The organism is Flavobacterium melibiosi (genome assembly GCF_048158545.1).
GTDB lineage: Bacteria > Bacteroidota > Bacteroidia > Flavobacteriales > Flavobacteriaceae > Flavobacterium > Flavobacterium melibiosi.
The window spans coordinates 333,396-346,708 of the sequence record NZ_JBLNKU010000001.1; the positions used below are offsets into that span (position 1 = coordinate 333,396).

Below are 13,313 nucleotides of genomic sequence, written 5' to 3' on the forward strand. Positions count from 1 at the left end.
AAATTAAAAATTTTCAGGCTTTTTTAATTATATACCCGCAATACATTTCCATTCACTTCTACTCGATATTGTTTTAAGGGATATTGTGCGCCTCCTTGGGCTTGACCCGTAAACAAACTATATTCTTTGCTGTCACAAGGACAAACGATATTAATTCCCTTTATAGTCATAGTAGAGCAGCTACTTAGCGCTTGATTAGGACAAGCGGCATCGAATGCATTATAGCCACTTCCGGTATTGAATACAAATATCCCTTTAGCGCCAACACCTGAATAATAAATTGCGTTACTTGGATACTGAAGATTAGAATATGCCGGTAAATTCATATTGATATCTATGGTAAAACTATAATTTGGGAGATATGGATTTTTATTGTCAAAACCATTATCGCTACAACTAAAGAAAAAAGAAATAATAAGGAAAAGTAGGATGTATTTTTTCATTTTAAAATATAGTAAAAGAATTAGCGAAACAAATTTAATTTATTTAACTTTGAATTATATATGATTAACATATATTTATAGGCTAAAAAAATTAATAGTATCTTTGTGGAAAGAAATCCCGTCCTGATGGGATTTTTTCTATTTATATAAATGACGAAATTATGAGCACAGTATCTTATTACACCGCAGAAGGATTAAAGAAGTTAAGAGAAGAATTAGATTATTTGAAAAGTGTAATGCGTCCAAAAGCATCTGCAGATATAGCTGAGGCAAGAGATAAAGGTGATTTGTCTGAAAATGCAGAATATGATGCAGCCAAAGAAGCACAAGGAATGCTTGAAATGCGAATTGCAAAACTGGAAGAAGTACATTCTAACGCTCGATTAATCGATGAAACGCATCTTGATCTTTCTAAAGTATTGGTTTTGTCTAATGTAAAAATCAAAAACCAAAACAATGGAATGGAAATGAAATACACGTTGGTAGCCGAAAGTGAAGCCGATTTAAAGACAGGAAAAATCTCTGTAACCTCACCAATTGGAAAAGGTTTACTAGGGAAATCTGTTGGCGAATTTGCTGAGATTACAGTTCCTAATGGTGTTTTGAAATTCGAAATTCTAGAAATTTCCCGAGACTAAATCCAGTATTCAGTTATTTATAGTAGTAGTTTTCAATATTGTACATCAAATATCATACATCAAATATGTCAAGTATTTTCACTAAAATCGTAAACGGAGAAATCCCTTGTTATAAAATCGCTGAGGATGATAATTTTTTGGCATTTTTGGATGTAAATCCAAACGCAAAAGGACATACGCTTTGCATTCCAAAACAGGAAATTGATAAGATTTTTGATATTGAAGATGATTTGTATATTGGACTAATGCAGTTCTCAAAAAAAATAGCCATTGCATTGGAGAAAACGGTTCCATGTAAAAGAATTGGAATGGCGGTTATAGGCCTTGAAGTTCCTCATGCACACGTTCATTTGATCCCATTGAATGAAATGGATGAAATGCGTTTTCAAAATAAAGTGTCACTTTCAAAAGAAGAATTTGAAGCATTAACAATACGTATTAAAGCCAATTTATAATAGTTGCACAAAAAAAATAAATTGGTACGGTTTTCGTTTAGAAAGGGAATAGGTGAAAATCTATTCCCTTTCTAATTTATAAGTCTAGTACTCTGTAAGATGAAAAATATTTATTTAATTATTTCTTTCTTTTTTACCATTTTAAGTTTCGGTCAGGTTAATGCAGGACATGCTTTGATTGACAATAAAATGTCTAATATTCCCATTAGTTCTACTAATTCTACTCAGGCTATTGCTGATTATATAAATGATAATTTTAAAACAGATACCGATAAAATTCGTGCGGCTTTTTATTGGACGGCATCAAATGTTAGCTATGATGTTGTTAATATGCTTACGGTTAACTTCAATGAAACTCCACAACAGCAAATAGCGAAAACCTTGAAAACAAAGAAAGGGGTTTGTATTCATTATGCTACCGTTTTTAATGATATTTCGAATAAAATAGGAATACAGTCATACATAATAGAAGGCTATACAAAGCAATATGGAAAAGTAGCAAATTTGGCTCATGCCTGGTGTGCTGCAAAAATTGACAATAAGTGGTACTTGTTTGACCCTACTTGGGCTTCCGGCTACGTCAGTAATGGAAAATTTTTCAAAAAATTAAATGAGAATTACTTTAAGGCGGAACCCACAAAATTGATTTCTTCCCATATTCCTTTTGATTATTTATGGCAGTTTTTAAATTATCCAATTACCAATAATGAGTTTTATGAAGGGAGAACTCAAATTAATAAATCGAAGAAATATTTCAATTTTGAAAGTGAAATTGGTGAATATAATACTTTATCAGAAATTGATAAATTATTTGAGTCAGCAGCAAGAATAGAGAAAAATGGGGTAAAAAACACTATGATTTTACAACGTCTGGAAGGTAAAAAGAAAGAGATGACTTATTTACGACGAAATTCGAATGTTGAAAAATTGAATTCAATAGTCAATAATTACAATGAAGCTGTCGACTTATTAAACGAATTTGTTCATTATAGAAATAATAAGTTTAAGCCCATTTTGTCTGATGATGAAATTAGCCGAATGATTGAAGCGCCAATTGAAAAATTAGTTAAATGTCAAGGCGCTATTTATGCAATCGGTTCGGTTGGAACTGAGAATTCTTCTAATTTAACTTCGTTGAAAAAATCTATCAGTGATGTTTTGGCGCAAGCAAAAGAACATGAGTTATTTGTACAAGAATATTTGAGTAAGTCTAAAATAGTCAGAAAAACTATGTTTACAAAGGTTTTTTGGTCTGGAATTCTATTAAACTAAAGCACTTTTTTTAAAACTGACCTGCATTGTTGTCCCTTTTCCTATTTCGGAATTAAGCACTTTTATGGTTCCTTTATGGTATTCTTCCACAATTCTTTTTGTTAAAGAAAGCCCTAAGCCCCAACCCCGTTTTTTAGTCGTAAAACCAGGTTCAAATATGGTTTTGAATTGTTTTTTCTGAATTCCACCTCCTGAATCCATAATGTTTATTTTTACATAATCCCCTTCTTGCTCGATTTCCAGAGCTAATTTCCCTCTTCCTTTCATGGCATCGATTGCATTTTTTACCAAATTTTCAATGGTCCAACTGTGTAGAGTTGGATTAAGTGAAACCATAATAGGTGACTTTGGTGCTTTAAATGAAAATTCAATTTGTTTTGAAAATCGAGATTGCAGATAATCGTAAGACTGCAGTGTTTCAGCTACAATGTCTTTGTTTTCTAATTTTGGTTCCGAGCCTATTTTCGAAAAACGATCTGTTATGGTTTGTAAACGTTCAATATCTTTTTCAATTTCGAAAGTAGTGCTTTCATCTACATTTTCGGATTTCAAGAGTTCAACCCAACCTATCAAAGAAGAAAGTGGTGTTCCTATTTGGTGTGCGGTTTCTTTCGCCATTCCTGCCCAAAGTTTATTTTGCGTGGCCATTTTGGTACTTCGATAGAAATTATAAACTAAGCCGCCAAATAGTACTATAATGAGTAATAAAGCAATCGGGTAATATTTAAGTTTATTCAGTAATGCCGAATTACCATAATAGAGTTTTTGAAATTTCCCAGGTACATATTCAATAACAATAGGCTCATTTTCATTTTTTAGACCAGATAAAAAAGTTTCAACTTTTTGTTTGTCTTTTACAATTTCCTCATCAATATTGACTGTATTTATGATGCTGTCATTCTCAGTGAGTATAATGGGAATCGAAGTGTTGTTACTGAAAATTTGGAGCGGAAGTTCCACATCAGTATTTTCGCCTGCATTGATAAGTGTTTTTTGTGCTTTCGCCCAAAGGTTCATTTTTAATCGTTCTTCATTCTTGAAGATTTGAAAAAAAGTGTACGTGTTCCAGAGAATTAATGAAATTATTAAAAAAGATGCAAAAATTATAATCCAACGAGTTGTATTTTTTCTTTCAGAAAACTGCATAAATTCAATTTTGAGGTATAAATATAACGAAATATCAGCACTATTATTTTAGTTTTATGCAAAGAATTATTTTTAGAATAATTATATTCTAAATCTCGATTACTACTTCTTAAACTTGATTCATTTGTCTACTTTTGTATCTTTCGAAGATAAATTAAAAATATATGATTAGTATTGATCCTAAAAGTATTGAAACAGCTAAGTTGCAAGGCTATTTGCAAAGTTCAGTTGGGCCAAGGCCTATAGCTTTTGCCAGTACTATTGGTGTCAATGGAATTCCTAATGTATCGCCTTTTAGTTTCTTTAATGTGTTCAGTGCCAATCCTCCAATTCTTATTTTTTCACCAGCAAGACGCGTTCGTGATAATTCGATAAAACACACGTTAATCAATGCCGAAGCAACTCGGGAAGTGGTAATTAATGTGGTGAATTATGAGATGGTGCAACAAACATCTTTAGCAAGTACAGAATATGCTGATGGAGTAGATGAGTTTATAAAATCTGGCTTGACGCCAATTGCTTCTGAGGTGGTAAAACCTTTTAGAGTAAAAGAATCACCAGTTCAATTTGAATGTAAAGTCACTCAGATTATTCCTTTGGGAACTGAAGGAGGAGCCGGGAATTTAGTGCTTTGTGAAGTAGTGCGCATTCATATTGATGAATCCGTTTTAGACGAAAACGGAGCTATTGATCAATATAAAATTGACTTGGTTTCCAGATTAGGAGGCAACTGGTATTCCAGATCGAATCAAGGTCTTTTTGAAGTGCCAAAGCCATTGTCAACACTAGGTATAGGTGTGGATGCAATTCCTAATTTTATAAAGGAAAGCACAGTTTTTAATGGAAATGATTTAGGAATGTTAGGTAATATTGAAGCCTTGCCTACAATGGAAGAAGTTAGTATATTTGTAAAACAGAATTTTGCTGTAAAAGGCGTTTTAAGCTCCGATGATACTATAAAAGTACATTTAGAAGCTAAAAAATATTTAGATAGTAATGATGTGTTTTCAGCATGGAAAGTACTTTTGGCTGAAAGAAAAAAATAGAGCAAAACAATTAAAACATAGAAGATGGAAGTTACAGGAAAAATTAAAATGATCGATCAAACTAAAGAAGTTGGATCTGGAGGTTTCAAAAAAAGAGATGTAGTTGTTACTACTGATGAGCAATATCCACAACATATTCTAGTTCAGTTTGTTCAGGATAAATGTGACTTATTGAACGGTTTTCAAGTAGGAGAAGCGGTGAAAATTGATATTAATTTAAGAGGTAGAGAATGGACAAATCCTCAGGGAGAAACTGTTTATTTCAATACAATCCAAGGATGGAGAATAGGAAAAGTTCAAGCTGAAGCTCCTTCTGCACAAATGCCTCCAATGCCAGCTGCTGAAGCATTTGCACCAGCAACAAACTTAAACGAAGAAGAAGCAGACGATTTACCATTCTAAATCATTTGATTTTCTATTGATGTAGTAATCAAACCCGACAGCTATCTTTTAACTGTCGGGTTTTATTTTTTAATAAAGAATGTATTATTTAACTGCAGCACTATTCTTTCCTCCAGTTTCTCAGACTAATTCTACGGGTATTCTTGCTCTTGGAGGAGATTTGTCGACTGAGCGACTACAGCTTGCTTATGCGAATGGGATTTTTCCATGGTTTGAAGATGGAGAACCTATTACTTGGTGGTCACCTAACCCCAGAATGGTTTTGTTTCTGGATGAATTGATTGTTTCCAAGAGTATGCGCAACATTCTCAATAGAAATATTTTTAAGGTTACGTTTAATCAGAATTTCAGGGATGTAATTTCAAACTGTCAAAACATAAAACGAGACGGTCAAAACGGGACTTGGATTACCAATGACATGATTGAAGCCTATTGCAAACTCCATGAATTAGGTATAGCTAAATCGGTAGAAGTTTGGCAAGATGATGAATTAGTTGGAGGTTTGTATGGTGTCGATTTAGGACATGTTTTCTGTGGGGAAAGTATGTTTTCTACAGTTTCGAATGCTTCAAAAGTGGCTTTTATTGCTTTGGTCAACCAATTAAAAAAAGAAAATTATAAACTGTTGGATTGCCAAGTTTATAATCCGCATCTCGAAAGTTTGGGCTGCCGTGAAATTGAAAGAACGGATTTTATGGAAATATTGAAAAGCAAATAACACTTAAAATCTTAATTTTTTAAAACTCCAATCTAGCGTATTAAAAAGAACCAATTCATTGTCCAATGTTGGTAAATCCATAATCAGCTTCAAAGTTTCATGCGCCATCATTGTACCAATCATCCCCGGAAGTGTGCCCAATACACCATTCAAATTACAATTGGGAACATCTTTTGGATTTGGTGGTTCAGGGAATAAGTCACGAAGATTTTTATTCCCATTATGATTAAAAACCGCCATTTGTCCCTCAAAGTTTAAAATGCTGCCGTAGACTAATGATTTTCCTAACATCACACAAGTATCGTTAACTAAATAACGAGTTGCAAAATTATCGCTCCCATCAACAACTACATCAAAATTCATGATGATTTGTGTGGCGTTTTCCATAGTTAGTTTTTCTTCAAAAGCGATAATATCAATCAATGGATTTAAAGTTTCCAAAACTGATTTTGCCGTAATTGCTTTTGATTTGCCAACTTGCTCCTCAGTATATAAAATTTGACGGTGAAGGTTGTGTAATTCTATTGTGTCAAAATCTACAATTCCGATGGTTCCTACTCCTGCAGTTGCCACGTATTGTAAAATAGGACAACCCAATCCGCCTGCGCCAATCACTAAAACTTTAGCTTTCTTGAGTTTTTCTTGTCCTGAATCACCTATTTCCGGTAACATCATTTGTCGGTTATATCGTAAAAAATCTTGAATAATACTCATTTTCTGCAATCTAAAATGTTAATCTATATTTGTATAACTTCTGTCCCAGTCTTTCCAAACGGGTTCGTATCCTCTACTGGAAATGACTTTCGCAATCTCCGAAGCCGATCGTTCGTCACTGATTTCAAATTGCTCCAATGATTGTGGATCAACGACATAACCGCCAGGATTAGTTTTAGAACCGGCACTCATACTGGTAATCCCAATAGGAATAATATTATCACGAAATTTTTCATTTTCACGGGTTGACATGGAGATTTCTAAATCTTCATTCCACAAACGGTAGGCACAAATGAGTTGGGTCAAATCAGTATCATCCATGATAAAGTTGGGCTCAATAACTCCTTCTGCGGGTCTTAATCTAGGGAAAGAAACCGCATATTTAGTTTGCCAATATGTTTTTTGTAAATAATCCAAATGCAAGGCATTGAAAAAACTGTCCGTACGCCAATCTTCCAATCCTAATAAAACACCCAATCCAATTTTATGAATACCTGCAGTTCCTACTCGATCCGGTGTTTCCAAACGAAAATCGAAATTGGATTTTTTTCCTTTTGTGTGGTATTGCTTGTAAACATCACGATGATACGTTTCTTGGTATACTAAAATCGAATAGATTCCAGCGTTATGCAATTGCTCGTATTCTTTTGTTGAAAGTGGTTGTACTTCGGCTGAAATAGTAGAAAAATCGTTTTTTATTTGAGCAATTGTCTTTAGAAAATAATGAACGTTTACAGTATGATTTGCTTCGCCGGTAACCAACAAAACATGATCAAATCCCGCTTTTTTTAAGACCTCAATTTCTAGCGTAATTTCACTTTCAGTAAGTGTTTTTCGCTTGATTTTGTTATCCAAACTAAAACCACAATAGGTGCAAATGTTCTGACATTCGTTACTTAAATACAAAGGAGCATACATCTGAATCGTTTTGCCAAATCTTTTTTTGGTTAATTCATGGGCCAGTTGTGCCATTTGCTCTAAATAGGGTTGGGCAGCGGGTGAAATTAACGCCAGAAAATCATCGAGACTGCGTTTGTTTTTGGCCAACGCATATTCGACTTCTATTGAAGTGGTACTGTATATTTTTGTTTTGATTGTTTCCCAATCGTATTGATTAAATACCGATTTAAATGTGTTCATTTTATGATTTTTTTTTACCAAAAAAAAGATGCTGTTTTGTTGCGAGCAGATTTTGCAAATTTTTGCAAATTTTTGTAATTTTTTTTAAGCGTATTTTTAATTTTGTCTGCGTAAATCTGCAAAATCTGCGTGCTCATTTTTAATTCTCAATTTATATTTTATTTGCAATTCGTTTAATATCATCTAAAATATTGACAGTGTTGAAATTGACAAGAATTCCTAGTTTTTTATTAGTAAGTTTTAAATAGTTTGTGATTTGTTTATAATGTATAGGTCCTAAATCCTCAACCGATTTTAACTCAATGATTACTTTGTCTTCTACTAATAAATCAATTTTAAAAGCAACATCTAATATGATTTCGTCATAAGGAATAGTGATTTCAAGTTGTCTTTGAACTTTTAAATTAGATTTTGTTAATTCATAATATAATGCACTTTCATAGACGGATTCAAATAAACCTGGACCGAGTGTGTTGTAAACCTTAAAAATTGCTCCTCTAATTTGGTATGATATGTCGTTTTCTGTCATTTTTTAAGAATTTAAAAATTAGCACTAATTAAAAATTAAATGTAGTTATTTTAATACAATTATAAATTTCTGTTGCACGCAGATTTTAAGGATTTTAGCAGATTTTAAAATATGTTTGTTAAATTTTATCTATGAAAATTTGCAAAATCTGCATGTCATTTAAAAATATCTTACTCATATAAAAATGCTGTCAAAGGACTTGAAGCTATTGCATGATTAACCTTTTGTGCTAGTTGCGCTTCGTAGGCTTTTCGGCCTGCAATAACAGCTTCTCTGAAAGCTTCTGCCATCAGTATTGGGTTTCCTGCCACAGCAATCGCAGTATTTACCAAAACCGCGTCAGCTCCAAGTTCCATTGCTTTTGCAGCATCAGAAGGTACCCCAATTCCTGCATCTATAATTACAGGGACTCTACTTTGTTCGATAATAATTTCTAAAAAATCGATAGTTTTTAATCCTTTGTTACTTCCAATCGGCGATCCCAAAGGCATCACAGCCGAAGTTCCGGCGTCTTCTAAACGTTTGCACAAAACTGGATCCGCATGAATGTAAGGCAGAACGATAAATCCTAATTTGGCTAATGCTTCCGTAGCTTTTAAGGTTTCTATCGCATCAGGCATTAAATACTTTGGATCGGGATGAATTTCCAGTTTAAGCCAATTGGTTTCTAATGCTTCTCGGGCTAATTGTGCTGCAAAAATGGCTTCTTTGGCATTTCTTGCGCCTGAAGTATTAGGTAATAAATTAATTTTCGGGTGTTTCAGATGTGATAAAATGGCATCTGTTTCAGTTTCTAAATCAACACGTTTTAAAGCTACGGTTACTAGCTCGCTTCCTGACGCTAGAATGGCTTCTTCCATCTGTTGATTGGAACCGAATTTCCCTGTGCCTAAAAACAAGCGGGATCCGAAGGTTTTGTCTCCTATTTTAAATGGTAACATATAATTTCTCGTTAAGTTGATTGATAAGTTGCGATGCATTTTCGGTTTGTGTAATCAAACCGGAAACAGCTATTCCGTGAATTCCAGTTTTCATTAAACTTTCTACATTTTCAAGTGTGATGCCTCCAATGGCATAAATGGGAACTTTGATATTTTTTATTTTCATTTGACCGATAATCGAACGATATCCTTCCAATCCTAGAATTGGACTTAAATTTTGTTTGGTAGTTGTAAATTGGAATGGTCCCAAACCAATATAATCACAATTTTCGGCTGTTCTTTGAAGTACATCATCAAAAGTATTTGCGGTGCCTCCAATAATTTTTGTTTTTCCTAAAATGAATCTTGCTTCTTCAATGTTCATGTCACTCAAACCTAAATGGACTCCATCAGCATCTAATTGTTGTGCTAAATGGACGTTGTCATTGATGATAAAAGTGGCTAAATATTCTTTGCATAACATTTTTACGGCTTCCGCCAAAGTGAAAACTTCAATCGCATTTTGGTTTTTGAATCGCAATTGTATCCAATCACAACCGTTATCCAGCGCTCTGTGAATGTTGTACAATTGCTCTTCGACTGTATTTCCCTGTGAAATGTATTGTAACTTGTTATACATGATGGTGTCCTAATTTGGTTTGGTTAGATTGTAAGTAGGTTTCTATATATTTTTTGGCATTACTGCAAGCTGTTTTCAGGTCTTGTCCCAAAGCTATATTTGCCGCAATGGCTGATGATAATACGCAACCGGAGCCATGCTTTTCGAAAACCAAAGTGTTATTTGGTGTAAGCTTGAAAATCGTATTTTCCAGATATAAATAATCAACACCTATTTCGTCTGGATTATGACCTCCTTTTAGCAGAACGGGGCAATATTTAGAAAGGGTTACGGCAATTGTTTCTGCCTTGATTTCTTCCGAAGACAGTTGCAAAATCTCATTGTAATTCGGTGTTATCAAATCAATTTTTTCTAATATTTCGATCAAAACAGCTTGGTTTTTGATGATTATAAAATCGAAGTCGGTAGTGGATTTTAAAACGGTATCCCAAACGATTTTTGTTTTTGGCGAAAGTTTTTTTACAAGTGAAACAATTTCTTTTAAATAATTCAATGAAGGAACAATTCCAATTTTTACGGCTTTGATAGTATAGTTGTAGAACAATTTTTCCAATGATTTCAAAACAAAATCTAAGGCGGTCCATTCTATTTCGAAGAACTCATTTTCGGTTTGAATGGTATTGCCGGTATTGACAGCAAACCCATACACATGATGTTGCTCAAATGTTTTCGCATCTGCCAAAATCCCTGCACCTCCAGAAGGATCAAAGCCTGCAATTGTTAATACGAAAGGGCGATTTGCTGACATAGTTTGAAATTTTCTATTGAGTTATTGCTGTTCCAAATGGTGCCTAAAAGCGCCACATCTTCAAAACCATATTCTAATGCAGTTTTGATTTTATCGGATGTAATTCCTCCAAGAGCAATCAGTGCAGTTTTTTTTGTATTTCTTTGTTTTAATTCTTTTTCAAAATCAATATCCGAAATGTAATTTGGTTTAGAAATACTTTCGAAAACGGGTCCGAAAAATGCATAATCGAAAACATCAGATAATTTTTCAAAATCAACCATTTTGTGAATGGAAGTGGAGAGTTTAAATTCTCGTTCTTTACTTTTTTTTAAACTTTCTTCAGATGTTTCGGCTCTCATTTTTTCCGTAAAATGAATGCGATGTATGCCAAACTCTGTAGCCAATTGATGGTGGCCGTGCAATACCAATTGTTGTCTGAAATCTGATTTTATTTCTGATAGAAAAAAAATCATTTCTGCTTCGGAAAAATCAGGCTTTCGAATATGAAGCAACTCCAATCCATTCTCAAAAAGAGAATGAACGGTGTCGATTTCATTAGCTATCAGAATTGGACTTGTGATTACTATCATTGTTAGGTTAGAGATAAGAAGTTAGAGGTTAGAGGTGAAGTTTAACTTCCCACCTCTAACTTCCCACTTCCCTCTTTTTAGATGTAAATTTCTTTTCCTTGTTCAATAAACTCTTCTGATTTCTCTTTCATGCCTTTCTCAGCTTCAGCAACATCACGAATTTCCTGCGAAATTTTCATAGAACAGAATTTTGGACCGCACATGGAACAAAAATGAGCCACTTTTGCGCCATCTGCCGGTAATGTTTCATCGTGAAATTCACGAGCTGTATCCGGATCTAAAGACAAGTTAAATTGGTCTTCCCAACGGAATTCGAAACGGGCTTTACTCAAGGCATTGTCACGGTATTGTGATCCCGGATGACCTTTGGCTAAGTCGGCTGCATGAGCGGAAATCTTATAGGTGATAACACCGTCTTTTACGTCTTTTTTGTTGGGTAAACCAAGGTGTTCTTTTGGCGTAACATAGCATAACATCGCGCATCCGTACCAGCCAATCATAGCTGCACCAATGGCTGAGGTGATGTGGTCATAACCCGGGGCGATATCTGTCGTTAATGGTCCTAAAGTATAAAAAGGAGCTTCATCACAATGTTCCAATTGTTTGTCCATGTTTTCTTTAATCATGTGCATCGGCACGTGACCAGGACCTTCAATAAATACTTGGACATCGTGTTTCCAGGCTACTTTTGTCAGTTCACCAAGTGTTTCTAATTCGGCAAATTGTGCGGCGTCATTTGCATCGGCAATAGAACCCGGGCGCAATCCGTCTCCTAATGAAAAAGCTACATCATACTGTTTCATGATTTCGCAAATTTCCTCGAAATGAGTATAAAGAAAGTTTTCTTTGTGGTGAAACAAACACCATTTTGCCATGATGGAACCACCACGGGAAACAATTCCGGTAACGCGATTTGCCGTTAAATGGATGTAACGCAATAAAACACCGGCATGGATTGTAAAATAAGAAACACCTTGTTCGGCTTGTTCTATTAAAGTATCGCGGAATACTTCCCAAGTTAAATCTTCGGCAACACCGTTTACTTTCTCCAAAGCTTGGTAAATAGGCACCGTTCCAATAGGTACTGGAGAATTTCGGATAATCCATTCTCTGGTTTCGTGAATATTTTTACCTGTTGATAAATCCATAATCGTATCAGCTCCCCAACGACAAGCCCAAACCGCTTTTTCTACTTCTTCTTCGATAGTTGATGTTACGGCACTGTTTCCAATGTTAGCATTAATTTTCACCAAGAAGTTACGACCTACAATCATAGGTTCGCTTTCTGGGTGGTTGATGTTGTTTGGAATAATGGCACGACCTCTGGCTACTTCGCTACGGACAAATTCAGGTGTGATTTTAGATTTTGGGGTATTGGCTCCAAAACTGTTTCCGCCGTGTTGGCATTGCATGGCTTTGGTTTGTTCATTTATCAACTCCAAGCGTTGGTTTTCACGAATGGCAATGTATTCCATTTCGGGTGTAATGATTCCCTGTTTTGCGTAATACAATTGAGATACATTAGCTCCCTTTTTGGCACGCATGGGTTTGTGCAAATATTCAAAACGCAATTCGTTTAGTTTTTCGTCATTCAAACGCTTTTTTCCATATTCAGAAGAGATTTCAGTCAATTCTTCTACATCATTACGATCCAAAATCCATTGTTCACGGATGCGTGGTAATCCTTTTCGAATGTCGATTTCAATATTTGGGTCGGTGAATGGGCCGGAAGTATCGTAAACGGTTACCGGTGGATTTTTTTCTATTCGTCCGTTAGATAATTTAGTGTCTGCCAATGCAATTTCTCGCATCGCTACTTTTATGGGATGAATTGTTCCGTCCACGTAAATTTTTGTAGAGTTTGGGAAAGGAGTTCTTGAGATTTTTTCTTCGTTATTCATTTGTTTGAATTTTATGATTTTAGGAGTGT

Annotated in this window: 16 protein-coding genes; 6 read left to right on the top strand and 10 right to left on the bottom strand. The window is 34.7% G+C overall.

Annotation, left to right across the window (positions count from 1 at the left end; genetic code table 11):
* Positions 1-23: 23 nt before the first annotated feature.
* Positions 24-443 (bottom strand): Rieske (2Fe-2S) protein, encoded by a 420-nt coding sequence (locus tag ACM55F_RS01395; protein ID WP_416851904.1) that lies wholly within the window; start codon positions 441-443, stop codon positions 24-26.
* 161 nt (positions 444-604) lie between these two features.
* On the opposite strand from ACM55F_RS01395, the gene greA reads away from it, so the two are divergent.
* From greA to ACM55F_RS01410, 3 genes are all read left to right on the top strand, one after another.
* Positions 605-1,081 (top strand): transcription elongation factor GreA, encoded by a 477-nt coding sequence (gene greA / locus ACM55F_RS01400; protein WP_416851905.1) that lies wholly within the window; start codon positions 605-607, stop codon positions 1,079-1,081.
* 65 nt (positions 1,082-1,146) lie between these two features.
* Positions 1,147-1,536, top strand: coding sequence for an HIT family protein (locus ACM55F_RS01405; protein ID WP_416851906.1), 390 nt, complete (start codon positions 1,147-1,149; stop codon positions 1,534-1,536).
* Positions 1,537-1,635: 99 nt separating this feature from the next.
* Complete coding sequence (locus ACM55F_RS01410; RefSeq protein WP_416851907.1) at positions 1,636-2,808, top strand: transglutaminase domain-containing protein; 1,173 nt, start codon at positions 1,636-1,638, stop codon at positions 2,806-2,808.
* Here ACM55F_RS01410 and ACM55F_RS01415 read toward each other — a convergent pair.
* A complete protein-coding gene (locus tag ACM55F_RS01415; RefSeq protein ID WP_416851908.1) occupies positions 2,800-3,954 on the bottom strand; it encodes a sensor histidine kinase in 1,155 nt (384 codons plus the stop codon). The genes ACM55F_RS01410 and ACM55F_RS01415 overlap by 9 nt on opposite strands.
* A gap of 164 nt (positions 3,955-4,118) precedes the next feature.
* Between ACM55F_RS01415 and ACM55F_RS01420 the strand changes: the two genes are divergently transcribed.
* The 3 genes from ACM55F_RS01420 to aat all read left to right on the top strand — a co-directional run bounded on the left by ACM55F_RS01420 (position 4,119) and on the right by aat (position 6,120).
* The gene (locus ACM55F_RS01420; RefSeq protein ID WP_416851909.1) at positions 4,119-5,000 is read left to right on the top strand and encodes a flavin reductase family protein; all 882 of its coding nucleotides are present in this window, start codon (positions 4,119-4,121) and stop codon (positions 4,998-5,000) included.
* 24 nt (positions 5,001-5,024) lie between these two features.
* Positions 5,025-5,402, top strand: coding sequence for a DUF3127 domain-containing protein (locus ACM55F_RS01425; RefSeq protein ID WP_039108700.1), 378 nt, complete (start codon positions 5,025-5,027; stop codon positions 5,400-5,402).
* A gap of 79 nt (positions 5,403-5,481) precedes the next feature.
* Positions 5,482-6,120: a leucyl/phenylalanyl-tRNA--protein transferase gene (gene aat / locus ACM55F_RS01430; protein WP_416851910.1), complete on the top strand. Its 639-nt coding sequence runs from the start codon at positions 5,482-5,484 to the stop codon at positions 6,118-6,120.
* A 3-nt stretch (positions 6,121-6,123) separates the two neighbouring features.
* Here aat and ACM55F_RS01435 read toward each other — a convergent pair whose 3' ends face one another.
* The 8 genes from ACM55F_RS01435 to thiC all read right to left on the bottom strand — a co-directional run bounded on the left by ACM55F_RS01435 (position 6,124) and on the right by thiC (position 13,284).
* Complete coding sequence (locus tag ACM55F_RS01435) at positions 6,124-6,834, bottom strand: HesA/MoeB/ThiF family protein (RefSeq protein ID WP_416851911.1); 711 nt, start codon at positions 6,832-6,834, stop codon at positions 6,124-6,126.
* An 18-nt stretch (positions 6,835-6,852) separates the two neighbouring features.
* Positions 6,853-7,974 carry a 2-iminoacetate synthase ThiH gene (gene thiH / locus ACM55F_RS01440; protein ID WP_416851912.1) on the bottom strand — a complete coding sequence of 374 codons (1,122 nt, stop codon included), beginning with the start codon at positions 7,972-7,974 and terminating at the stop codon, positions 6,853-6,855.
* Between the two features lie 151 nt (positions 7,975-8,125).
* The gene (locus ACM55F_RS01445; protein WP_416851913.1) at positions 8,126-8,503 is read right to left on the bottom strand and encodes a GxxExxY protein; all 378 of its coding nucleotides are present in this window, start codon (positions 8,501-8,503) and stop codon (positions 8,126-8,128) included.
* A gap of 170 nt (positions 8,504-8,673) precedes the next feature.
* Positions 8,674-9,444 (bottom strand): thiazole synthase, encoded by a 771-nt coding sequence (locus ACM55F_RS01450; protein ID WP_416851914.1) that lies wholly within the window; start codon positions 9,442-9,444, stop codon positions 8,674-8,676.
* Complete coding sequence (locus ACM55F_RS01455) at positions 9,431-10,063, bottom strand: thiamine phosphate synthase (RefSeq protein WP_416851915.1); 633 nt, start codon at positions 10,061-10,063, stop codon at positions 9,431-9,433. The genes ACM55F_RS01450 and ACM55F_RS01455 overlap by 14 nt, the downstream gene beginning before the upstream one ends.
* Positions 10,056-10,811 carry a hydroxymethylpyrimidine/phosphomethylpyrimidine kinase gene (locus ACM55F_RS01460; RefSeq protein WP_416851916.1) on the bottom strand — a complete coding sequence of 252 codons (756 nt, stop codon included), beginning with the start codon at positions 10,809-10,811 and terminating at the stop codon, positions 10,056-10,058. Before ACM55F_RS01460 ends, ACM55F_RS01455 begins: the two co-directional genes overlap by 8 nt.
* The gene (locus ACM55F_RS01465; RefSeq protein ID WP_416851917.1) at positions 10,784-11,383 is read right to left on the bottom strand and encodes a thiamine phosphate synthase; all 600 of its coding nucleotides are present in this window, start codon (positions 11,381-11,383) and stop codon (positions 10,784-10,786) included. The genes ACM55F_RS01460 and ACM55F_RS01465 overlap by 28 nt, the downstream gene beginning before the upstream one ends.
* A gap of 77 nt (positions 11,384-11,460) precedes the next feature.
* Entirely contained in the window at positions 11,461-13,284 is a 1,824-nt protein-coding gene (gene thiC, locus ACM55F_RS01470) for a phosphomethylpyrimidine synthase ThiC (RefSeq protein WP_416851919.1), read from the bottom strand.
* Positions 13,285-13,313 lie beyond the last annotated feature (29 nt).